Here is a 24,262-nt window from a genome sequence, read left to right on the forward strand (position 1 = left end):
CCTGCGCTCACCACCCCGCACTCATCAAGCGAGCGCTGTCGCAGGCGGCGGGCCTGTAATCAGGCAGCCTTTTCCGAATCGCCGGCTTCGCTTTCGCCGAAGCCGAGGTCTTCGAGATAGTCGACCTTCTCAGCGCCGGTCATGATGTAAACGCCTTGCCAGCCGCAGACTTCTTCGCAGAGTTTGCAACCAACGCATTTTTTTTCGTCAACCTCGACCAGCCCCAGGTAGATGGGACCGGTGTTCCCCGGGGCCGGGTACAACGCGTCGAACGGGCAGACATCGATACAGACTCCGCAGCCATTGCAGCTGTCGGGGTTGATCACGGCGATAGGACGTTCGACCTTCTTGAGCACCGAGGTCATCTGGCCGAAGGTGTCGAGAATCGAGTCGTCGGGGCAGATAACGCCGCAGGCACCGCAGTCAATGCAGCTGGCGGCTTCGATGATAAAAGCTTCGCCCTTCCGGCCACTTATGGCCTGTGTAGGGCAACGCTGCTCACAGGCGGTACAACCCGTGCAGTTCTCTGCGATTATTCGGTACGGCATGTCTCGAGCTCGACGGCAGAATTATCTCTGCATATCCACCAGTATTTCTTCTTCACGGCCTTCGCGGATCAGCTTGTCGTTGTGCAGCGCCTGCCGCATCCCCACCCAGGTAAAAAACCCGACCAGCAGCAGCGCTCCCGCTACCGGCATATTGTCGGGCTTGGAAATGATCTCGACGAACTGACCCCAAGCGGTCATCTGGTGCGGCGAAGCTGCTGCAGACAATAAAAACAAAACGAAACCTCCGTGGACAGCCCCTCTATAAAGGGAACCAGAAAAGCAGCCTACGCAGCCCGCCAAGGGTTGTCAATAAAGTAGATTCTCACGCTGAAGAGCCTTCGTGGCGCAAAGCAAATGCTTGCCAGGTAAGGCCCATACCTTCGCCGAAACTGACGACAGGTGAGTAGTCCAGTGATTTTTCAGCCTTGCTTATGTCCGCCAGCGAGTCGCGCACGTCCCCCTGTCGGGGGGGGCCATGAACCCGCTCTACCCGTTTACCGGAAGCGTCTTCGATGGCGGCCAGTATATTGAGCAACGAATAACGTTCGCCACAAGCGACATTGAACACGTCACCCACGGCGTCGGCCCCGGCTTCCAGAGCGAGCAGGTTGGCGCGGACGACGTTGGCGACGTAGGTGAAATCCCGTGTCTGTTCACCGTCGCCATCAATGGATGCACTGGTAGCGGCCAGGGCGCAATGCATGAAAGCCGGTATCACGGCCGCGTATGCTGAGTCCGGCCGCTGGCGAGGACCAAAAACGTTAAAATAGCGAAGCGAGACCGTTTCGAGCCCGTAGATACCTGCAAAAACCCGTGTATAGTTTTCGGCGGCCAGTTTACTTGCCGCGTAGGGCGAAACCGGCGCCGTAGGCAAGGTTTCAACCTTGGGCAAAGCAGGGTTGGCTCCGTAGACGGACGATGAAGACGAATATACAAGGCGCCGAACGCCGGCATCTCGAGCGGCGATCAACACGTTAAGTGTCCCGTTGACGTTCACGGCATGACTAGTCGCGGGGTCATCTATCGAACGCGGAACCGAACCAAGAGCAGCAAGGTGCAAGACGCTGTCAACTCCGACCATGGCCCGCGCTACGGCATCGCTGTCGCGTATGTCACACTCCCTCAGGTCTACCTCGCCGCCGAGATCTTCGATGTTGGATCGCAAACCATTAGAAAAATCGTCGACCACCCGCACTTCGTCCCCGCGCGCGAGCAACGCCTCTACAATATTCGAACCGATGAAGCCGGCTCCGCCCGTTACCAGGATCATGACTGCTCGGGTTTCAACCTGCCGCCTTGTCGGGCGGTTTGGCGGCCGCCAGCACCTCGCGGGCGAGAGGCCGTCTCATGCGGTCGAAGACGTTGAACTTGAAGATGTGCCAGAACGCAGCCACACCATCCTTCCATGTGATTTTCTTTCCGTCCCCGTAATCACGCCCCCAGTAAGATATGGGAAGTTCGTAAATACGGCAGTGCATCTGAGCGACCCGCGCGGTGACCTCGGGCTCAAAACCAAAGCGATTACTGGTGAGCCTCATCGCCTGGATCACTTCCCTACGAAATGCCTTGTAGCCTGTCTCCATGTCAGTGAGGTTCAGGTTGGTAAAAACGTTAGACATCAAGGTAAGGAACTGGTTACCCAGCTGGTGCCAGAAAAACAGGACCCTGTGGGGACCGCCGAGAAAGCGGGAACCGTAAACGACGTCGGCCACGCCCTGCGCGATCGGCTCGAGCAAGCGAGGGTACTCGACCGGGTCGTACTCCAGGTCAGCGTCCTGGACTATTACCACGTCATTGGAAGCCACAGCCAGCGCCGTACGTATGGCGGCACCCTTGCCCCGGTTGACGGGATGAAAAAGCACCTCCAGGTCAGGCTGCTCGAGAGCAATAATCTCAAGCAGTTCACGGGTTCCATCGGTGGAACAGTCGTCGACCAGGATTATCTGCGTCTCGACCTCTACCGCGCGCACCTTTTCGACCAGGGAGCGGATCGTGGCGACTTCGTTAAAAACCGGCACGAGTACCGAAAGACTGGGAAGCTCGCTCATACTCTTAGTTTTTCGTCGCCTCCTGCGACAAGGAATCCCCGGACACTGCGTTCAAAATATCCGAATCAGCGTACCGAGGCTCCAGTTTAGTGGTTTTAGCGGCCGGCAGAAACCACCTGTTGGCAAATCTCAGCAAGCCCCACAGAAAGCCGACCCCCCAGGCATGATGAATCGTTGCCAGCGCTAGCACACCGGCAGCGCTCGCAGACGGTGTTTTTCCGTCTTTGCAGGCAACCGCGGCCGCAAACAGCAGGTAAGCCAGCACCGCGGTAGCGACCAACGGGCCCGCCAACGAAACAAATGGAGAGACGAGCAGGCCGAGCAACAACGCAGCATCGAACAGGGGGGGAACAAAATGGCGCAGGCTCATCTGAGCCCTGTGCTTCTGGAGTACCCTCACCTTCCAGGTCCCGTACTGGAAGAACTGGATGGCCAACGATCGCCAGGTCTGCCTGTTCTGGTACCACGACTTGATGTCTGGAGACAGGACGATCCTGCCCCCCTGCCCGCGCAAGCGATAGTTGAACTCGTCGTCCTGGTTCCTCACCAGCTCTTCGTCAAAAAGGCCCTGCTCTTCGAACACCCGACGCGGCCAGGCCCCCATGTAGACGGTGTCGGTTTCCATCTCTTCGCTCGCAAAATGAAACGAGGCGCCTACGCCGAAGCGGGACGCCATCGCCCGCGCAACCGCGTCGCCGAACACCCCTCCCCCGAGCGAAACCATGGGCCCACCCGCGTTGTCAGCAGCCGTGCGTTCGAGTACGTCAACCACTCTATCCAGATAATCAGCCGCCAACTGGGTATGAACATCCACGCGAACAATGATGTCGCCCCGCGACTCGCGAATGGCCAGGTTGAGACTGCTGGGCACGATGCCGGCCGGGTTGTCCAGAATCCGAAGGCGGGAGTCCTGACTCGCGATTACTTCGAGCAGGCCCCGCGTGTTGTCAGTAGAGCAGCCGTCCACAACGATGATCTCCATCCTGTCGGCCGGGTAGTCCTGCTTGAGTACTCCCCTCACACAGCCCTCGATCCAAAGGGACTCGTTACGGGCCGGTACGACTACACTTACAAAGGGCCTGTTCATCCCGCGCCCCCTGACACCGCCAGCTCGTAGACTTTCCTGGTTTCACTCACCATCACCGGAATCGAAAACCTGTGCCTCGCTTCCTCCCGAGCCGCGGCACCTACCGATGCTGCGAGTTCAGTGTCCGCGGCCAGCTGCAGCGCCCGACCAGCGAGTGCCGACGCGTCACCGAAATCCACCAGCCAGCCGGTTCGACCCTCATCGAGGAGTTCGGGTGTACCGCCGGCCGGCGTCGCGACAACCGGCAGGCCGGCTGCCATGGCCTCGAGTACCACGTTGGGCGCGCCTTCCCAGTCCGAGCAGAGCCAGAACTGCCCCAACGAAGCAAGCATGGACGCAATATCGTCTACATTGCCACGAAAACTGATGGCATGGGCGAGGCCCAGTTCGCTGGACCTGTTTTCAAGCTCTCCCCTGAGCGACCCGCCACCAGCAATAACGAAACGAGCCTCGGGGTCACCTTCCAGTACCAATCGCGCAGCTTCGAGAAACATACCCAAGTTTTTCTGTGGCTGCAGCCGCCCCACAGTGCCGATGACGAGGCCCTCGGACGGGGCCGGGTTATCTACAAAAAATTCTTCGCCCACGCCATTGTATACAATGCTGGACCGCTTGCGCTGGAGGCCATAATGCTCGACTGCGTAATCGGCCATGGCCTGAGAATTACAGATGACCGCGGCCGAACCCTGAAACGCGCGGCGGATTACCCACCGTCTCAGGAGTGAAGGCTCGGGCTTGCAGTTCCTGGCTGAGCCCACCAGAAGAACTCCCGGCAACAGCCGTGTGGCCAGCCAGGCGTAAGAACTCGCAATAAAAAGAAACGCATGCACGAGCTCGATACGGTCCTGCCTCAAGCTACTGGCGAGCGAGACCACCCGGCGCAAGCTCAGGCCTCCCCGGCTAGCGATTATTCGTAGCTCTACTCCAGCGTCACTCAGTCTTTTGCCCCAGGGCTCAACGACATCTGACAGGCAGTACACTACAACATGATCAGTAGCGGCCAGGCCGACTGCGAGATTGTAGAGTTGCCTCTCGGCACCTCCGTAGCCCAGCCCGCCTATTACCAGTCCGACTCGCACGGCATCTAGGTCTTATATTTTGAACACGGTCGAGGTTGGGAATTCTTTCATTCCGTTGCGGGTATCGAGCACAACACAGCCACTGTCCGACACCAGGCCGAGGTCAAAGACACGGTGGTTGGTGAGCAATATCACCAGGTCAGCGGCTCGAAGCACGCTATCTTCCAGGGGAACCGAAGACATCGGCTCACCTTCGAGGACAACCTTGTCCACGTAGGGATCACAGAACGAGATATTGGCACCCTTGCGCAGCAACAAGGTCATCACGTCGAGGGCCGGAGATTCGCGCACGTCGTTGGTATTAGCTTTGTAAGCGACACCGAGACAGAGGATGCTGGCCCCTCGCACCGCTTTCTCCTGCTCGTTTAGAAGGTCAACGGTCCGCGAAACAACGAAGGCCGGCTTCTCCGCGTTGATCTCGGCCGCGAGTTCGATAAAACGCGCTGAGAAACCCTCGGCACGGGCCTTCCAGGTGAGGTAATGGGGATCCACCGGTATGCAGTGCCCGCCCAGCCCCGGCCCGGGGTAAAACGGCATGAAGCCGAAAGGCTTGGTAGCCGCAGCATCGATAACCTCCCAGACATCTATGCCGAATCGATCGCACATCTGGCTCATCTCGTTGACGAGCGCAATGTTCACACTACGAAAAGTGTTCTCCAGCAACTTTACCATCTCGGCCACGCGGGTCGTGCTAACCAGGACAACCTCGTCTATGCAACGACCGTACAAGGCGGCAGCCGCCTCGGTGGCGATAGGCCCGTGTCCGCCCACGACCTTGGGAATATTGCGAGTGGTGTAGTCCTTGTTGCCGGGGTCGGTCCTCTCCGGCGAAAATGCGACGAACACGTCCTGGCCGGGGTCGAAACCAGCGTCCCTCAGCATGGGCAGCACCAGTTCCTCGGTTGTTCCCGGGTAGGTGGTACTCTCTAGTATCATCAATTGCCCAGGTTTCATGTGAGCCGCGATACTTTTGACAGCATCGACCACGAACGACAGGTTAGGTTCCTTGGTTTTGCGCAAGGGAGTCGGCACACAGATATTCACGGTGTCGAGCTCAGCCACCATCGAAAAATCAGTCGTGGCCTGCAAGCGCCCCGATGACACCAACGGTGCGATGGTCTCGTCGGGCACGTCCATTATGTACGAATGACCGGCGTTGATGGCGTCAACCTTGTCCGCCTGGACATCAAAGCCGATCACCTTCAGACCCCCGGCCGCCATTTCAACAGCAAGTGGTAAACCGACATAGCCCAATCCAACTACACCGGCGCAAGCCTGACCGCTGCGAATGCGTTCAATGAGATCCATTGGACGACTCCTCCTTCTTCATTAACGTGTTGTCTCCGAGAAATACTTTTTCCTGTTTCATGATGCTCTCCAGCAGCGGCGCCGTAAGGGGCTGCCCTCCCTGCCTGTCGAACCAGATATTATACCTGCCCACACCAGCACGGTTCCAACTGCTCTCTCCAGCCGAAAGCCACTTGCCCAGCGCCAGGTGCTGGCGCTTCATTTGCTGGTCATCCCTGAACACGTAGCAGAATCTCTCCGCCTGCAGTGCCATGCTGGTGTAGGGCGGGTAGCGCTCCTTCTGCAGTGGCGCCAGGGTCACGGTCTCGCCCGCAGCAAAAACAACATGGTACAAGGGTCCAGCCGAAAAGCAGTGTTCAAGGCCCTGGTCCTGCAGAAACGCCAGCAGCTCTACCCTCTCGGCCGCTTGCTCACTAGGCTTGCGAAAAGCAGCGTCAGCCCAGCTCGCCGCGTTGAACGCAAGTACACTAACAAGCCCAACTACCATCCAGGTCCGACGCGTACCGACCAGCCTGCTCACCAGTATACCCGCGGCTACCGACGCCAGGGGATAAGCCGGGAGCATGTAACGCGGACTCACGTAGCCGATTACGACAGTTATCAACAACATCGCGCCGAGTAATTGGTCGGCCCCCATCAGTTCCCAGCCCCGCGAGCTTCGCCTGGGCCTGCACGCCCAGGCACTCACTCCGAACACCAACAGCGGCAGAAACGAAACCACCCTGCGCAGCGTGACAAGTGGCCCAGCCTCGGTGTAGCCCTTGATTTCACCGAGTCGCTCCAGTCCCGAACCGGGAGGTACGCCGAAGACCAGGCCCAGTTTGCCTGTCCCCTGCCCCAGCGCTTCGATCCTCTTTGCGACCCCTCGCGCAACCCAGGAATCGTCGCGCTCTTCGACCGGGACTCGATTGAGCACCACTGCTTTTCGCCCCAGGGCCCTCAGGGTTGCTGCCGGGTAAACCACGTTGTAGGCGACCAGTAACGAGCACCCGAGGGCGAAACCAACAAGTAGCCGGTCCCAGGCTCGACGATCCTCGTGACGTAGTAAGATCAGCACGCCCATTAGCACGAGGTAACCACCGACCAGCTGGTTGACCCACAGGGCAATACCGGCCGTCAGTCCCAGTGCGAGGCCAATGCCGTTACGACGATCGTAGGCCATGTAAAAACGCCAGAAGAGCAGCAGCAGCAGGAACAACAACACCAGGTGTTCCACGAAGCCCCCCCTCGCCTTGAGATTCCACTCGAGGAAGTACATCGGCCCAAGTGCTACGAGGACAGCCGCCCAACGGGCAGCAGGCAACGAGTAAGCCGTGGCCGTGTACTTGTAGACCAGGGCCAGCAGCGCCAGCGAAAAGACCAGGGTCGCCATGTGCATGGCACCGGCACCCACCCCGAAAAGCAGAAAGAACAGTGCAACGCACCAGGCTTCCAGCGCCCCGAGGTAAGCCTGCCCATAGAAGAACACCGGGGCCGCGCGGCCCTCGCTTATGTGTGTTGCCATCAGGCCGACAATGCCCTCGTCGGAAAGGTAGACGTCAACGTCGCCGGCTGCGATCAATTCGGGCTGGACGACCATCCACAGGCGTAGACCGATACCAAGGAGCAACAGACCTATAAAACCAGCACGATTCATCGCGCTTGGGGCCAGGCCTCCGCGCTGGAGGTGTCGCCTTCCAGCCCGAGGAGGTCCTTGACGACGTAGCGCGGTCGCATCTTTACCTCGTCAAAAATACGGCCAACGTACTCACCGATAATGCCCAGGGAGAGCAGTTGCACGCCACCTATGAAAAGAACGATGACGACCGTCGAAACCCAACCCGAAACAGGCGAGGTCTGGCCCAGGAACAAGCGCCCCACGAGCAGGTAAGCCATGTAAGACAGCGCGGACACCGAAACCAGCAAGCCCATGTTGCTGACCAATCGCAGCGGAAGAAAGGAATAGGACACCAGGCCGTCGAAGGCGAGCCTGATCAACTTGGCCACGCCGTACTTACTCTCTCCAGCGTAGCGTTCCGCCCGCTCGTACTCGATGCCGGTCTGACGAAAGCCCAGCCAGGTACGCAAGCCGCGCACGAAACGATTACGTTCCGGCATACGCTTGAGCAGCGCGACCACGCGCGCATCGATCAACGAGAAGTCGCCGGAATCCAACGGTATGTCGAGGTAAGAAACCTTGTTAAGCAGCCAGTAGAAGCCCTTGTAGCCAGCACGCTTCAAAAGATTTTCCTTGCGCTTGCGCCTCACCGCGTAGACGACCTCGTAGCCCTCGCGCCAACGCTCAAGCATCAACGGCAGAACCTCGGGCGGATCCTGCAGGTCAGCGTCCATGCAGACCACGGCACGCCCGATCGCGAAGTCCAGGCCGCAGGAGATCGCCAACTGGTGACCAAAATTGCGAGAGAGACACAGCAGCTTGACGCTGGGGTTTTCGCCGTGCAGCCGCCGAATGATTTCGACAGAGCGATCGTTGCTACCGTCATCAACGAAAATCAGCTCGTAGCCGCCAGCTACCACTGTCAAAGCCTGGTGCAGGCGCTCGACCAACAGCTCAAGGGTTTCTTCTTCGTTGAAGACCGGTATTACGACCGAAAGCTCTGGTGGGCGAACGACACCCTCTTCCTTGTTTTCTGAAAATGTACTCACTGCTCTCAACTCGGGCTGTCCCGTCCCTTCAGGCGTGACTTTTCGGTCCGACCGGTCTTTTCCCCCGGCCAAAGCGAACCCCTTTCAGTATGAACGTTTTTCATGCGGCGGTACACAGTTTCCAGCGCCGGTGTACCGTTTTTCCACGTCATTTCACGCTCGAAACGGTCGCGAGCCGCCGCAGCGAGTCGCTCGGCGAGGCCACTCTCCTTTTCCAACCGCTCTATACAAAAAGCCATCGCGAGCGCATCACCGTCAGCAAACAGCAGCCCGTCCTTGTCGTGAACCAGAACTTTGCCCCCACAACCCGCGCTCACCACCGGCCGACCACTAGCAAGGTAGTTGAGCAGCTTAACCGGGTAACCCGAACCCACCGGCCTCGGTAACACCAGCAGGTCGGCCGCGGCAACCACCAATCGGGTGTCGGCGTAAGTGCGGCAATGGTGGACTTCGAACAAACTGCGCTCCGATTCCGAACACCGCTCGCGCAGGCTCTCCACGCGCCGTCCCTGTTGGTGAGTTGCAAGCAGCAGCACTGCCTCTCTCGCGGGCCTCGACCGCTTGTACGCCAGAATACCCCCGATCGCCGTTTCAATATCCTGGTAGGCGTCAAGGTTACCGCAATAAGCTATGACCAGGCGACCGTCGGCCAGTCCGAGTTCGCGCCGTGCCGCCTCGCGGTCGGCAGCCGGCTCCTGGGCCTCGACAGACGGGGCGAGCACCGTCATTCTCTCGCTACTTACCCCGGCTTGTTCGAGAATCCCCGCCGAATAATCACAGAGCGCAACCACGTGGTCGGCGCGCCGAGGCAACTGGCGGTCGACCAACTGTCCCGCCCGGGTCGCAAGGCGGCGCGCAGCGGAACGTCGAAAGTATGTCGGGAGTTCGTCGCCCATGAGGTTGTGACTGTGGTAAAGCAACTTGAAGCGCGAGAATTTCCTCGCGACCAGTGCAACGGCCAGTGCTTCGTAATTGTGCGCGTGAACTATTTCTACATGCCGATTCTTTACCAGCTTGAGCAGGGCCACGACCATGGCGAGATCAAGAAAGGGCTTGGCGAGGGTCGGACCCGAGCGGACACGAGAATCTCCAGGCAAACGTGGCAGGCGCAGATGCTCACAACCCGCGGGTGATTTACCTTCGCCGCTGCCGTAAGTGAGCAGGCTCACGCAATGGCCACGCGCCGCGAGACTCTCCGCCATCTGACCCACAAAAACCTGCGAACCCTGGGGGGCCGGAAACGGGCAAGCCGCGACCAGGGCAATACGCATCCTGTCACTCACGGGAGATAACCCAGGTCGCGTAAACGATCGGCCAGCTCGTTCTCTGCTGCCGGTGAGCGCTGCCCATCGACGGTAGCAGGCGCCACCTCGACCTCGCGAAGAGCGCGATCCGGGACCCTGAGCTGCTCCTGCCACGGTTTTCCGTCGGCGCCGTCTAAACGGGATATGCCCGCCGGAGCAGATGGTACACCGAGGCCAAGCAGCGCGAGCATGGTCGCGCCAGCGTCGGCAAGACGGCCCTCTTCGCCCCGCCCCGGCAAAACGCCTGGGCCGACCATGGCAAACATCCCGAGATCGCGGTGACAGCCCGGCATGCTGCTGCCACGTTCGCCACTCATCTCGCGCGAGGTCATCCGACGAATCGACTGCCGCTCTGCCCCGGCCCGGCTGTTGCCTCCCGCGTAACTGTAACCTCCAGGTTCGCGAAGCTCCAAGACAAGGTCGGGCGCTAACTCCGCGTGGGGGCCGTCAAATAATTCAGCCCTGCTTCGCACCCGTTCGACCACGGGGAGTCCGTCTTCGGGATCCCGCCACTCGAGCAACTCGGCAACAAGCTCCCCGGTCATCGCCGGCAGGTCGGCGGGGTCAACGATCCCGCCCGGCTCTCTTCCCTTGAGGTTGAACCATAACGACGGGTAGTAGTTGAGTTCCTCGCTGTAGACCCTGGTCCCGCTCCAATCGATACCGCCGAAGCGCGACGCGCTTTCCATCCTGTTGACCAGGGGCCGCAAGCGCGAAAACAAGCTCGCCTGCAAAGAGGGCGGAGCCACTGCCATAGCTGTTCGCTTGGCGACCGAAGCCAAGGCCCCGAGCCCACCTGTTTTCTTGAACCCGAGCCAGCCGTTGTCGGCCAGGAAGCGATTGAAGAACAAGGTCCTGTTCGAGCTACCACCGCTGCCGTGGTCAGACAGGAGAAGCAGGTCGCTGTCCTTCCCCGTTGCTTCCAGCAGGCGGCCGAGAGCGCGGTCCACGGCGCGGTAAACCTGAGCGATAGCGTCGCCGGGTCCTGCTTCGCTGTAGCGCGGGGACTCACTATCGTGGAACTGCCAGAAGTGATGGCCCACCGTATCGGTTTCGCCGTAGTGCACCGCAAAACAATCGAGATCATTGGCGGCAAGGAGGTGCAGTGAGATCTCGGTACGGAGTTCGATGTCGCGAAGCATCTGTTCGAGTGCGCGCTCGTGCCAGCCGGCATCAATACGGGACTGCTGCGGACCACTGACGGCCAGGTCACCAAAAAGGCGTTCCAACTCACCGGCCAGGCCGGGCGGCGATGACCTGCGTGCCTTGTCGCCGGCGCCCATAGGGGTGTCAAAGCCGCAAAGCTGGAACGCCGATAGCTCTTCGGGTGGCCAGGTCGCCGGGAAACCGTAGACGCCCACCTGCAAGCCGGCCGCCGACATGGCCGCCCAGGCCGATGGCAGACAACGGTCTGCCGAACTCGCAAATCGGACTCCGTATCCCTGCTTTCTCAGGGTGAAATCGAGTATACCGTGCCGCGACGGAGAAGCGGCGGTCATAAAAGACGTCCAGGCCGGAAACGTTACCGCCGGCACCGTAGAGCGCAGCGGCCTGCTCGCACCGCGGGCGAGGACATCGGCCAGCACCGGCATGCTACCGTCTGCGATCCACGGCCGGGCAAGTTCGAAGCTTGCTCCATCCCAACCGACTACGAGAAGCATCGCTACTCCATGTAGCCCAGCGCCCGCAATCTCTCGCGAGACGCATCGTCCAGCTCTCCTTCACTGCCCTGTACCGCTGACGCTGCAGCCACGACCCGCAGGGCTTCGAGGTCCCCCAGCATCTCGGCGACAATCGCCGGCTGCTTCCCGGCCAGGTTGGCGATCTCCCGCGGATCGGCGAGCAGGTCGTACAACTCCACCGGTTCGAGGCCCCGGGGGTTACCCTCGTTTGCCAAGACGAGCTTCCATCGCTCGCCACGTATCGATTCGAGGACGTTTCCCTCGTGGTCTTCTTCGGCGTACACGCCGGTTGGCGCCTTGGTATGACCAAAAAGATCACGACCCTGCCAACCCCCGGCAGCCGACAGGCCTGCGGCCGCCGCCACTGTAGGTGCAACGTCGAGTAATCTTGCCAGTCCATCGTCGCTGCTACCGGCCCGCGCTGCCCCTGGCAGTTTAATTATCAGCGGCACTCGCAGCTGCTCCTCGTACAAGGTGGTACCATGCCACCAGCCACCGTGCTCGTAGAACTCCTCTCCGTGGTCCGCCGTAAACACGATCAGTGTGTCATCGTAAGCGCCGGCTGTCTTCAGGGCGCCGATCAACTGGCCCACGAAAACATCGAGATACTCGACGTTTGAACGGTATAGATCTCGCAACTCGCCGGCCCTTGATGGGTCGGGGTGCGGCGTTTCAACCCGCGCAACCGCCCGGCCGTTGTATGGAAGCTCAAAATAAGGGTCGTGCGGATCCATGTAGTGCACAAGCGCAAAAAACGCCCCCTCGTCAGCCTGGTCCAGCCAGGGCAGCGACGCCCCGTTCACGGTGGTGCCGTCCTGGTAGTAGTGGTCAACCTGCTTGCTGCCAGACAAGAACCGCTCGCGGACCAGGCGCATGCCGCCGTAGAGAGCCAGCTTGGAACCGGAGTCGGTGGCGCCGAAGAAAAAGTTCGGTGCGAGGTAGCGATAGACATCAAAGCCCTGCTCGAAACTGAACGAAGGGGCCACGTTGATGTTAGTTACAAAACCACCGGTCGCGTAACCGTTGTCCCCCAGGTGTTCGGCCAGCGTGGTCACCTCGGACGGCAACAAGTCGGTCTTGTGCATGACCTGGTGAGACGCGGGGTACATGGAGGTCAGGATGGTCGCTATCGAGGGACGCGTCCATGACGACTGCGCCGTGGCGTTCTTAAAAACTACCCCGTCAGCAGCCAGCGCGTCCAGCGAAGGGGTCGTGGCCAACCCGGCGCCGTAAGCTCCAACGTGATCCGCTCTCAGCGTGTCGGCGATTATCAGTAAAACATTTGGGCCCGTGGCGGAGCCAACATCAACCACGTCGTCACCGCCCTCGCCACCAGCATAAAACGTCACAACGACTCCCAGCAACAAGGCCGCTGCAACAAGGCCGCCGCAGGTTCGCGCTGCCGTCAACGCGTCGCCCTTATCCTGAACCCGACGCTGGACGACCGCGCGCAGCAGCAGGAACAACAGCAGTGCGCCGACCAGGAGCCCCAGGTGCACTGCTATGCCGCTGGGACTGGCAAGCGGCAGGTTCTCGGCGAAGAGATCCCTGGTGATACGAAATTTCGAAACGACCAACCCCAGTGAAGCGGTCACCAGTCCGGCGGCAACAGCCTGGGTAGATTGTTTGAGCGCCGGTAGCGGCAACACCGCGCAGAGCAGCCCCCAGCCGCCACCCATGACTGCACCCAGCAGGCCGTAGCTACAGGCAGCAAAGAAAAACACCCAGTACTCGGCGGCACCACCACCGGATGCGATGACCCCACCCTCGACCACCCCGACAAGGGCCCCACCGGCAAAACCACCGGCAGCTCCCGCAAATATTCTTCCCAGCAAGCTGTTCAAACCCACGTTCTCCTTTTGTCCCGTCCGCTCTTTTCCATTGGCCCCTTGAGGCCTCAGCTGTCTACGCGCCTTTCGCGATCAGGGCTTCGTACATGCCTTCCATCTGCCGCACCATCGATTCGGCAGAAAAGCGCTGCTCGACCCTTTCACGAGCTTTGCGCCCCATCTCGGCGCCCAGCGACCGATCGTTAAAAATCGCCCTCAAAAGGCTAGCAGTACCCTGCACGTCGCCATACTCCACGAGGTAACCCGATATACCATGGTCGATCATTATAGGCGCTCCACCGACTGCGGTCGATACTACGGGCATCTGCATCGCCATTGCTTCGAGCAATGCGTTGGACATTCCCTCTGTTTCCGAGGGAAGCAGGAACACGTCCGCCTCCGCAAAAAAAGCGGGCATATCATCCACGACGCCGCAGGGCTCGATCCTGTCAGCCACGCCACGCGCATGGGCCAGTTCGGCGGCCTCGCCGGCGAGCTCACGTTCTCCCGCCACCCTGACGCGCAGGCCGGGAAACTCCGTTGCCAATACCGAGATCACGTCGAGCAGAACCGGGTATCCCTTGCGTGGCTTGAACTGCATCACCACGGCCAGCACCGGGCCGTCAGCCTGCCGGTCTGTGGACTCCGCCGCCACCTGAAATCGACGCAGGTCTATCCCGCTGGGAATCATTACCATTTTATCCCGCTTCACGCCCTCCACCCTCTCGGTGAACTCGAGCACTGCCGGTGAATTGCCCGTGACCAGGTTGGCGAGTGAGTTGGACACACTGACCGCGGCCCACTCAGACAGACCCGACGGCTCGTGCAAACCTCGGCGACTGGTAACCACCCACTTGACACCAGCCAAGCGACCACAAACCGCTGCAAAAAAATTGCCCCTCAGCAAGTAGCCGTGCACGAGGCTGGGCCCGAGTGCCTTCAGCTCCCCCACCAGCCGACGCGCGCCCTGCCAGTCGACAAGGCGACCAAGCCCACCGCTCATTCCCAGTGTAGTCACCGGAACATCCAGAGCAGCGACCCGGGACAGGAGATCCCCCTCGTCCCTGAGCGCAAACACGTGAGGCGCAAAGCGACCGCGGTCGAGCAACCTAAGAACCTGTAGCAGGTGGGTTTGCGTGCCACCTGTATGCATCGAAGCGACAACGTAGGCGATTGGAACTGGACGGCTGCTACTCATGGGGTCAGGCTCTCGCCCGGACGGTCTTATTCTACCAGACGCGGGCCGCGCTAACCGTGGCTTCGCCCTCGGAGCTCAACCAGGGCCCGACGCCACGATGCGATGTCGCTCCGACGTAAAACCAGGACTTCTGACAAACCCAATCCCGATTCCCGAAGAAAGAATACCAGCAACAGTACGGCGGCCACGGTATACGACAACGTGGTGGCCATGGCGGCACCAGCGATGCCGCGCGACGGAATGAGCAACAGGTTCAGCCCCAGGTTCCCGGCCAGGGCTATGTACGCCGCCACGATATTGACCTGCTGCCGGTTGCGACTCGTGAAATTTCGCGACAGCAACACGTACAGAGACATCATGACTATCCCAGAGCAGATCCACGGAAGTGGGATCGCCGCGGGTGCGAAATCACTGCCGTACCACAATGTTATAAACCACCGGCCGCTCAGGGCGAGCACAGCGGCCGCCAGGCCCGATATAACCAGGATCTGCCGGCAAGCCATGGCTGTCATCCGGTGGGCTTCCTCTTCACTGCTCCCCGCGAGGCGCGGAAACATTGCCATGCCCAACGACTGCGGAATGTACATCAAGTGCTCGGCAAGACGAGCAGCTATTGAGTAGAAAGCCACTTGCGCCGGGTTCAAAAAATACGCGACCATGTAGATGTCGGCCTTGAAGTGAAAATGGGAAGCGATGATCTGCACGTGGGACTTAATGCCGTAACGAAACATCCGGCGAAAAAGACCGGGGTCGAATCCGCGCGCGATAGGTGTCTCCTTGTTGACGGACCATAACACCCAGGCTCCCATGAACATTCTCACCGTGATGACGACAGCCAGTGCTCCAGGCAAGCCTGCCTCGAAGCCCACCAGCACCACGGTCATGGCCACCAGCGTGATCAACGATTCGGCCAATAGCCTTGTGTTATACACCTTGAACCGGTCGGTGGCCTGCAAGGCCGAGTACAGGTAGCTCTCCATGAGCAGCACGGGCACCAGCGGCAGGACAACGGCAAGACTCCAACTCGAGGCACCCCTGAGTATGGTGCCCAGCAACTGCTCCCTGAAAATTATGATCGCGGCCACCAGCACCACGGAACTACTAAGCGCCAGATAAAGAACGTTGGCTACCACCTGGCCAACGTCTTCCTTCTCGCGACGGATAAAATACACGGTCGCCTGGGCCTGCCCGAACTTGGCCAGGGTTACCACGCTGGCGGGAAACAGCGCGACGAGCGCGAATATCCCTCGATGCTCGGGCCCGAGCATACGGGCAGTCACCATGCCGGTGAACATGCCCACGGCCATGGTCAGTATTCGTGTGCCGAAGGTACCCGTGACGTCGCGGGTCAGGCTTCCCCCCGTCCAGGCCGGTTCTTTGTTGGTCGGCGGGGTGTCAGCCACCCCGCTGCTCCATAGCGGGAACCACAAGCTCCGTTACGAGCTCCTCCAGCTTCTCCTCCGGCCCGATCTGCAACCTGAAACACGGCACCCGTGATGCCAGCTGTTCAGCATCGGCGCGGGCGTCGGGCGCCGATGTTTCGGCCGCGAGATCGAGCACCTCGCCCATAATACCGATGCGGCGCACTTCCTGGGCCATGGTATTGCCGGAGAACATACGTTCTACGCAGGCCGACGCGTCAATTCTTTCGAGCAAAGTGCGACTGCCCCTTTCTACGGAAAAAACAGCAGCCGGATCGCAGGGGTTCATTTCGATCTCTGCGGGCACGTAGCCCTCCCGTGCAAAAACACGCCCCTCTCCAGTTGCTACCAACTTTTCAGCCCCGGCCCCGGCCAGGGCCAGGCTGTGCGAATCGAGTAATACCCTCTCGGGGCAGGCGAGCACCTGCGAAGCATTGTAGAGCAGCAGGTTGTCCGAAAGCATCGCCGACCCGTCCACACCAAGCATGGACACCGCCAGGGTAGACTTGCCGCAGCCGGGCATACCCGTGAGCAAGGCCGTGCCCGCCGGGGTGCGCACCGCTCCCCCGTGTAGAACATGCCAGCCTTCCTGGCGACTCAACTGCCAAAGCACAGGGTGGTAAAATAGATAGTAGGCCAAGGTGCTGAAGCGATGCGACATCAGGGCATCAAGACGTCGCCGGTAGCGAAGCCGACGCAGCCACTCCACCCCCTTCCGGTCACCCAGGCGAAAATAATATTTACCTTCCAGCGAGGTCGGTGTATCCGCCGCGTCGACATGCAGCTTGAGGTTGGCAAAGTCGTCGATGCGCATCCACCAAGCCTGGCCACCCTTCAGGTATAAATCCCGGTCGGGCTGCCGTTCCCAGTCTCCAAGGCCGAAGACCTCGCGCGGAGAACGCGGCGGTTTTCCCTCACACCAGGTCAGGCGCGACAGCAGGTCGGGTGGGCTGGAGTCTTCTACCAGTAGGCTTTTAAAAACGGAGGAGGCGTAGTCACGGAAAAGTACCGAGTCGCTGTAGAGGTCCAGCCGCACCCCGTGCAGCGCCAAGCGCAGTGCTTCACCTTGCTGATTCAACATTTAACAGGCCCGATTCAGGCCCGGACGCCGCGCCCCGGGCTACCATGATAGCGGTCGATCACGCCGTCATAAATAGCGCAAATGCTATCTACGTGCCGTTGCAGCGAAAAAAGCTCCGCGTTAGCCCGTCCGCCGAGGGCCAGTGTTTGCGCGAGTTCGCCGTTCTCGAGTATTGACAAAAGGGCGTCGGCCAGTGCCGCGGGGTCGCCAGGCTCGACCAGGAGCCCATCCTTTTCATGGTGCACGAACTCGGGTACCCCCCCTGCCCTCGTGGCGACCACCGGCGTTCCGACGGCCATGGCTTCGATTATCACGCGACCAAAAGGCTCGCCGCGCACCGAGCTATGAACGACCACGTCGGCCGAAGCCATCACGTCGGGTACATCGCCACGCGCACCGGTAAAAATAACCCTCGAGGATAGCTCGTGCTCTTCCACGAAACGCCGACAGCGCTCCGCGTAGTCGTGCCCACTCCTGTGCACTCCCCCGACCAAGGCAATGGTCAAAGCCGGAATCCTGTCTTTGAGAAGAAGCAGCGCCTCGAGCACCACTACCTGCCCCTTCCACTCCTGGAGGTTGCCTACCACCACGACCAGCCTGCCGCCCTCTCCTATACCGAGTTCGCGCCTTATTTCGCCGACAGGTTTCTCCGGCTTGAAGCGTTCAAGATCAAGGCCGTCGTAAATCACGTGATAGGACGGGGGGCGTATTCCCTGCGACACGCAGTGACTCTTAATGGCCTCGGTCATGCAGATCGACGCTGCGACACCGCCAGCCAGGCCGCGCTCTACGAACGAGTGCTTGTCAAAGCCCTTGCTGTGCACCACGCAGGGGATACGACACAGCCGCGCGGCCACGATAGCATCAAGGTTGGCCCTGTAGCCATTGCAGACGTGAACGAGGTCCGGTTTTTCGGCCAAAAGCACCCGTGACAACCTCAAGGCTGTGGGCAAGGTTTCCAAGGCGAAGTCGCCGGCTCGGCGCACGACCTGCATGGCCGAAGCGACCGCCGAAACAGACTTGACCCGGCGGTAGCTGGGGTTTGTGTGCAAGCCGTGGTCCCGGGGCAAGCGTCGCTTGTTGAAAACGATGACGCGTACTCCCAGCTGTTGGAGTTCCTCGACTACTTCCTTGTCCTCGTAAAGGACAACTACCGGTTCGTAGCGGGAACGGTCCAGTCCCCTGATGAGATGGACCATCCCGGTCAGAGACCCACCGACCACGTGCCCGGATGAAGCCTCGAGAAAAAGGACTTTCATTTTTCCGCGTCCACCGATCGACGCAGTGCCTCGTCGGCGGCAACAGCGGGTGACCAGCCGAGGATCTCGCAAGCCCGCGTGCTCGAGTAACGCACGTTCCGGGCGGATCTCTCAAACTGGTAGGCGGGTGTCCATTGCCGACGCTTGAGCAGCTTGAACAGAAAGGCCACGGCTCTTATCGCTGGTAGCAGCAATGCCGGCGGCAGGTACACCACCTTCGCCCCGGACGACTCGGCCGCTGCCAGCAGGCTGAAGTACTCTCGCTGCCGGAGCGAGCTATCGTCGACGAGATTAAACACCTGTCCGTCCACCCCGGGGGTCGTGGCCGCGAGGACCAGTGCGTCAGCGGCGTTTTCTACGTAACAGATAGGTACCGGGTAAGATGAGCGACTGACAACCACCAGCAGGGGCCCCAGGCGCTTGTTTACACGGCCCCTGAACAGCGGGCGCCCGGGTCCGTAGAGCACCCCGGGCCTGACAACTACAACAGGAGCACCGGACTTGAGCGCGGCCATCGCTGCGCGATCGGCATGGATTTTTGAGCGGGTGTAGTGTCCCCTCAACAGTGGCTTGTGATCGTAGGCTTGATCTTCGTCGACCTCGATTTCAGAGCGTCCCCGGCCAAGGTCAAATATTCCGAGCGAACTCACGTGCACGAAACGCCGGGCACCTGCGGCCAGCGAGGCTTCTATCAGCCGGTGAGTGCCCAGCACATTGCTGTTGTGAAAAACGCTCCAGTCGCCGCTGGTCTGCACGTATGCGCCAGCGTGAATCACAGCTCCACATCCCTGCAATGAAGCGGCGAACCCGTCAACGTCCTCGAGTTCACCAACAACAACGGTCGCGCCCAGCCGTTCGAGTTCCGTACCGTCAGAACCGACGCGCACCAGCGCAGCTACTTCGTGGCCGGCTTCACAGAGTCGGCTGACAACGCGGCCCCCGAGAAAACCCGTCGCACCGGTAACGAAGACTTTCACCGGCCAGCCCCGTCGCCGTCTTTGGCTATCGCCGCCCAGATCTGCTGCGTGACATCGACCACCGCGCGGGCTTCATCCACGCTCACCGGCGACTCACCACCCTCGTTCACGGCGAAATAAAAACGAGCCAGGAGATTTCCCATACCGGGATAGAACCTGGTTTTTCCAGTCAGAAATTCGACCGTGCTGCGCCCCGTCTGTGAAAACAGCTGCCAAGCCTCTTCGAGATTGGGTAGAGACTTACCAATCAGCTTTGGTACATTGCGAACGACACGCCTGATAATCGTCATGTTGTTCAGGTTCACGTCCACGGTCATGCGCGTTCCGTAAAGCCTGAGCGTGTTGCTCTGCGGGTGGGCATTCATCGAAATGGTCAACGCCCCACTCACGTCTCCTGATTTCATCAGCACCCGGAGCTCGCGCGGTCCTTTTTCATCCCTGCGATCAAAGGCCCAGGCCTGGAGTTCATCGACCGGCCCGAGGAAAGCCAGTTGAAGGTACAGCGGGTGTGGAAGCAGGTCGCCCAGGCCCCCACCCGTGAGCTGAGATAACCAGGCTCGTTCGCTCGCGTGACCAGCCTGGTAGCTCTCCACGCCCACGAGATCACCGAGCACACCGTCTGCAACGAGCCGTCGGGCTTCGAGCATAACGGGGTCGAACAGCCGATTGTGATCAACGCAAAGCATTCGACCAGCCTTGTCGGCGGCGGCGACCATGCGGTCAACTTCTTCTACCGATACAGCGGCTGGCTTTTCCACGACCACGTGTACACCGGCCTCCAGCGCGATTACCGCGACATCGGCGTGGGTGTGCGGCGGCGTCAAGACGTGCACTACATCAAGTTCTTCCGCCGCGAGCATCGAACCCGCATCGGCGTATGTTCTCTGCACGTCAAAACGATCGGCTAGATCATTGGCGGCACCAAGATTGGCATCGGCGATCGCGACAACGTCGGCACCGGCTTTGCGAATGTAGGGTACGTGCACACCCGAGATGATGCCGGCTCCTACCAAGCCGACCCTGGTGCTGGGCGATCTCTCCATTGAATTTTTCGAGGGTATTTCAGCCCGCTCAGCGGACCGTTCACCGTTGCCGAGGTGGCCAACGGTAGAAACCTGCTATCCCGACTCGGCGATCTCCTTGCTACCTTCGTCCTCGCCTTCGAGGTCTACACGTTTACCGCCGAAACCGTACTGCCTGAGATAAACGAGATTGGAGTAAACCGGGTCGTCGACTTGAAGAGCCCCTCCCGAGAGCAAGCCCCGCAGCTGTTCAACGCCCTGTTGCACCGAGAACTTGGGTTTGAATTTCAAGACGTACTCGATCTTGTCAAAACTGACCTGGTAACTCCGCAGGTCATCGACCGCGGCTACGTGCTCCACCACGATGCCCAGGTCAGGGAGTGACGCGGCTACGATGTCGGCGGTCTCGCCGACGGTGTGATTCTGGGAGTTACCTCCAACGTTGAAGATCTCTCCCGACACTTCTTCGGGCGGGGCTTCTGCAGCCGTAAGAAAAGCTCTTGCCACATCCTGCACGTGCACGTGGGGCCGCCACGCTTCGCCGCCCATCACGGTTACCTTGCCACCCGAAAGCGCCCGCGCTGTCATGGTGTTGACCATCAGGTCCAGCCTCATCCTCGGCGAGGTACCAAAGACGGTACCAAGCCTCAGCGTCACCACTGAGCAATCTTCGAGTTCGGCGTTGAGTATTCCTTCCGAAACGATTCGGCTACGGGCGTAGAACGAAACCGGGTTCAAAACCGACCCCTCGTTGAGAACCAATCCCTCGTTGGCCCCGTACACGCTGCACGACGAAGCAAACACGACCCGCTTGACCTCGGGGGCCAGGCGAACCACCTGGCTCAGAAGCTTGGTCGACTCCACGTTGATTGCCAAGGTCTCTTCGTGATCCAGATCGCAGGCACCGTCACCGACCAGGGCAGCCAGGGCAATGACCGCGCGCACGCCGTTCATACACCGAATCAGGTCGCGGATATTGCATATATCACCGCGAAGAACTTCCAGGCGCGGGTTCGAGTAGCACTCCTTGAGCCCCGCGTCACCGTAAAGAAAACAGTCAAGCACGCGAACCCTGTAGCCCTTGGCTAGCAGCATCCTTACCAGGTGACTCCCCACGTAACCGGCTCCACCGGTTACCAGGACCATATCCCCGGGGCTCAAAACTCCCCCCCCACCAGCATTGCTTTCGGTCACGCTTCTCTCTCCCGTACCGCAGTAATAGCATCAAGGATGCCAGTATCCATCTGTTCGAGCAGCCCAGAAAGCGCCGGCAACAACCGGTAAGGAATTCCTATCGCCTTGCAGGCCTCTGTAACATCGCGTACCTCGGTCGGACTGAGGTCGGCCAACGAAACCAGTACCAGCTTAATCTGGTGAGTGCTCGCGGCCATGGCCATGTCGGACGCGCCGCCAATGACCCTGACCCCATGTATGAGACCGCCCCAGCTATCGGGCTCGTGGTCTATTATTCCCATGGGGATATAACGTGACTCCGGATCTTCAAGCAACGCCCGCAGTATGTTGTCCGCGCCGTGCCCCGATCCAGCAACGAGAACGTTGGCCATCGGCCCGGTCCAGCCGTCAGCAGCACCGCCGGCCCGAAAGGCCTGCATGAGATAACGACTGATCGTCAACATAAAAACGACCAGCATCCAGTCTATCAGAAAAATGGCCCGCGAATGCGCGCGAAAACCCGAAAAATAATCGGCAGCCACGATGAGCGCTGAGCCCACGCTGACCGCCTTTATGATGGCCGCGAAGTCACGACGGGAAAACCTCTTCACCGCCCGCTGGTAGAGGCCGAAATAGACAAAGACCGGTGGCCGCAACAGCGTGATCCACAGCAGGGTAATCGACATGATAGGCACCGACCGACCTTCGAGCTGCCAGTCCATCTTCAACAGGTTGGCGAAGACATATGCCAGGATCACCAGCAGCAGGTCGCCCAACGCCATGTAAATACGTCCGCGGTTACGAGCGAAAAACCCCGCCTTAAACTGGTTCAACGCGAGCTTGAATACCCCGATTAGGAGAAAACCGATATCACCAGCAACCGAAAAATTGCGCACATACTCAAGGTCGCGCTGCAGTTTGCCCGGCAGCAGATGTTCGATGTAGTAGGACTCGGTATCGACGGTACCCTCGGGGTATTCGTCGGTCTCGTCACGCCCGTCCATCTGGCTGGGCCCTATCATGCCCGGCTTCACCTCGAGTACGCCGCGTTGTTCGCTCGAGTAGAAGTTTACGAAGTAGGGGTCTTCAGGGCGCGGGCCGACGAGCGACATGTTCCCCACGAAGACATTGATTAGTTGCGGCAGCTCGTCCAACTTCGTCCAGCGCAGAACATGCCCCACCCGGGTAACGCGGGGATCTCGCTTAACGGTCAGCCTTGCGCCACTGCGATACGCTCCCAGGACCATCGTCCTGAACTTAAAAATCCTGAAGGGCTGGCCGTTCCTGCCACTACGCTCCTGGCGAAAAAAAACGGGGCCACGGGTATCGAGTTTTATGAACAAGGCGATCAGCAGCAACAGCGGCGACACCATCAGCAGTCCAGGCAGACAGAAGAGAAGGTCCACTGCCCGTTTTCCTATGGACGCGGCGTTCTTCATGCCCGCTGCTCCCCTGCTATTCTCCTGACACTATTGGCCACCGCGGCCACGTCATCGTCAGTCATCGTCGGGAAGAACGGCAACGAGATAGAGGTCTCGAACAGATTCGAGGCATTCTTGAAACTGTCGCGGCCGAGACCGAGCCGTTCCTGGAACCACGGGTGGTAGTGGGCAGGAATGAAATGGACACTGGTACCTATGTTGTCGGCCTTGAGCATGTCGATGAAATCGTTCCGCGAACAGCGCAGTTCTGCGGGCTTGAGCCTCATAATATACAGGTGCCACGCCGACACGCCATCGGTACAGGGCGCCGGCGTCTTGATGCCCGGTAGACCTTCGAGCAGCTCGGTGTAGAGCCTCGCCAATTCAACACGCCTTTCCTGGAACCCCTGCAGTCGGTCGAGCTGGTGAATGCCTATGGCCGCGTTGATGTCGGTCATGTTGTACTTGAAGCCCTGCCGCGAAACTTCGTAGTACCAGCTCCCCTCGGCCGAATAGCGTTTCCACGCGTCCCGCGAGATACCGTGAAGCCGGATCATGCGCGCCGCGTCGGCCAGCTCCTCATCGTCGGTAGCCAGCACGCCTCCCTCCCCGGTGGTAATGTTCTTGCCAGCGTAGAGACTGTACGCCGATACCCGGCCTAGGCCACCAACCGGGACACCCCGGTACTCGGTGCCCAGGGCGTGAGCCGCATCTTGCAGCACCCAGGCACCGCAGTTCTCGGCAAGCTCGCTGATCGCGGCCATGTCGCAGGGCACACCGGCGATGTGTATGGGCAGGATGACCCGCGTGGCATCATTGCAGCTCCGAGCCACGAGCGCTGGATTTATGTTGGGAGAATCCTCCAAAGTGTCCACGAGAACCGGCCTGGCGCCAGCCTGGAGAATAGTCGAGATGGTCGAGGGAAAGGTATAGGGGCTGGTTATGACTTCGTCGCCCTCTCCGACCTCACCGGCCACCATGGCTATATGAAGCGCTGCCGTACACGAAGAGACCGCGACGGCGTGGCGAACCCCGACCGCCTGTGCAAATTTCTCTTCGAAACGCACGGTCTTCGGCCCCATGGTAAGCCACCCGGACTTCAGGGTATCCACCACCTCGGCGATCTCCTCGTCCCCGAGGTACGGGCGATGGAAAGGAAGAAATTCTTTCAGCCTGCTG

Annotated in this window: 20 protein-coding genes; all 20 read right to left on the bottom strand. The window is 60.1% G+C overall.

What is annotated here, in order from left to right:
• Positions 1–59 precede the first annotated feature (59 nt).
• Positions 60–548 carry a 4Fe-4S dicluster domain-containing protein gene (locus EYQ35_07725; protein ID HIF64024.1) on the bottom strand — a complete coding sequence of 163 codons (489 nt, stop codon included), beginning with the start codon at positions 546–548 and terminating at the stop codon, positions 60–62.
• A gap of 322 nt (positions 549–870) precedes the next feature.
• Positions 871–1,818 carry an SDR family oxidoreductase gene (locus EYQ35_07730; protein ID HIF64025.1) on the bottom strand — a complete coding sequence of 316 codons (948 nt, stop codon included), beginning with the start codon at positions 1,816–1,818 and terminating at the stop codon, positions 871–873.
• Between the two features lie 13 nt (positions 1,819–1,831).
• Positions 1,832–2,596 (bottom strand): glycosyltransferase family 2 protein, encoded by a 765-nt coding sequence (locus EYQ35_07735; GenBank protein HIF64026.1) that lies wholly within the window; start codon positions 2,594–2,596, stop codon positions 1,832–1,834.
• 4 nt (positions 2,597–2,600) lie between these two features.
• Entirely contained in the window at positions 2,601–3,683 is a 1,083-nt protein-coding gene (locus tag EYQ35_07740) for a glycosyltransferase family 2 protein (protein HIF64027.1), read from the bottom strand.
• Positions 3,680–4,762, bottom strand: coding sequence for a glycosyltransferase (locus EYQ35_07745; GenBank protein HIF64028.1), 1,083 nt, complete (start codon positions 4,760–4,762; stop codon positions 3,680–3,682). Before EYQ35_07745 ends, EYQ35_07740 begins: the two co-directional genes overlap by 4 nt.
• A gap of 12 nt (positions 4,763–4,774) precedes the next feature.
• Positions 4,775–6,070 (bottom strand): nucleotide sugar dehydrogenase, encoded by a 1,296-nt coding sequence (locus tag EYQ35_07750; GenBank protein HIF64029.1) that lies wholly within the window; start codon positions 6,068–6,070, stop codon positions 4,775–4,777.
• On the bottom strand, positions 6,057–7,679 hold the full coding sequence (locus tag EYQ35_07755; protein HIF64030.1) for a hypothetical protein: 1,623 nt from the start codon (positions 7,677–7,679) through the stop codon (positions 6,057–6,059). Before EYQ35_07755 ends, EYQ35_07750 begins: the two co-directional genes overlap by 14 nt.
• Positions 7,680–7,702: 23 nt before the next feature.
• Positions 7,703–8,716, bottom strand: a complete 1,014-nt coding sequence (locus EYQ35_07760; protein HIF64031.1) for a glycosyltransferase — start codon at positions 8,714–8,716, stop codon at positions 7,703–7,705.
• A 5-nt stretch (positions 8,717–8,721) separates the two neighbouring features.
• Positions 8,722–9,999 carry a glycosyltransferase gene (locus EYQ35_07765; protein ID HIF64032.1) on the bottom strand — a complete coding sequence of 426 codons (1,278 nt, stop codon included), beginning with the start codon at positions 9,997–9,999 and terminating at the stop codon, positions 8,722–8,724.
• Positions 9,996–11,681 carry a hypothetical protein gene (locus tag EYQ35_07770; protein HIF64033.1) on the bottom strand — a complete coding sequence of 562 codons (1,686 nt, stop codon included), beginning with the start codon at positions 11,679–11,681 and terminating at the stop codon, positions 9,996–9,998. Before EYQ35_07770 ends, EYQ35_07765 begins: the two co-directional genes overlap by 4 nt.
• Positions 11,682–11,683: 2 nt before the next feature.
• The gene (locus EYQ35_07775) at positions 11,684–13,552 is read right to left on the bottom strand and encodes a hypothetical protein (protein HIF64034.1); all 1,869 of its coding nucleotides are present in this window, start codon (positions 13,550–13,552) and stop codon (positions 11,684–11,686) included.
• A gap of 55 nt (positions 13,553–13,607) precedes the next feature.
• A complete protein-coding gene (locus tag EYQ35_07780; protein ID HIF64035.1) occupies positions 13,608–14,729 on the bottom strand; it encodes a glycosyltransferase in 1,122 nt (373 codons plus the stop codon).
• A 50-nt stretch (positions 14,730–14,779) separates the two neighbouring features.
• Positions 14,780–16,132 (bottom strand): flippase, encoded by a 1,353-nt coding sequence (locus EYQ35_07785; protein HIF64036.1) that lies wholly within the window; start codon positions 16,130–16,132, stop codon positions 14,780–14,782.
• Complete coding sequence (locus EYQ35_07790; GenBank protein ID HIF64037.1) at positions 16,125–17,231, bottom strand: hypothetical protein; 1,107 nt, start codon at positions 17,229–17,231, stop codon at positions 16,125–16,127. Before EYQ35_07790 ends, EYQ35_07785 begins: the two co-directional genes overlap by 8 nt.
• Before the next feature lie 14 nt (positions 17,232–17,245).
• Entirely contained in the window at positions 17,246–18,490 is a 1,245-nt protein-coding gene (locus EYQ35_07795) for a glycosyltransferase family 1 protein (protein ID HIF64038.1), read from the bottom strand.
• Positions 18,487–19,506, bottom strand: a complete 1,020-nt coding sequence (locus tag EYQ35_07800; GenBank protein ID HIF64039.1) for an NAD-dependent epimerase/dehydratase family protein — start codon at positions 19,504–19,506, stop codon at positions 18,487–18,489. The genes EYQ35_07795 and EYQ35_07800 overlap by 4 nt, the downstream gene beginning before the upstream one ends.
• A complete protein-coding gene (locus EYQ35_07805) occupies positions 19,464–20,510 on the bottom strand; it encodes a Gfo/Idh/MocA family oxidoreductase (protein ID HIF64040.1) in 1,047 nt (348 codons plus the stop codon). Before EYQ35_07805 ends, EYQ35_07800 begins: the two co-directional genes overlap by 43 nt.
• 75 nt (positions 20,511–20,585) lie before the next feature.
• The gene (locus EYQ35_07810; protein ID HIF64041.1) at positions 20,586–21,683 is read right to left on the bottom strand and encodes an SDR family oxidoreductase; all 1,098 of its coding nucleotides are present in this window, start codon (positions 21,681–21,683) and stop codon (positions 20,586–20,588) included.
• Positions 21,680–23,101, bottom strand: a complete 1,422-nt coding sequence (locus EYQ35_07815; GenBank protein ID HIF64042.1) for a hypothetical protein — start codon at positions 23,099–23,101, stop codon at positions 21,680–21,682. Before EYQ35_07815 ends, EYQ35_07810 begins: the two co-directional genes overlap by 4 nt.
• Positions 23,098–24,255: a DegT/DnrJ/EryC1/StrS aminotransferase family protein gene (locus tag EYQ35_07820; protein HIF64043.1), complete on the bottom strand. Its 1,158-nt coding sequence runs from the start codon at positions 24,253–24,255 to the stop codon at positions 23,098–23,100. The genes EYQ35_07815 and EYQ35_07820 overlap by 4 nt, the downstream gene beginning before the upstream one ends.
• Positions 24,256–24,262: the final 7 nt, after the last annotated feature.

This window comes from Candidatus Binatota bacterium (assembly GCA_012960245.1).
Classification (GTDB): Bacteria; Desulfobacterota; Binatia; order UBA1149; family UBA1149; genus UBA1149.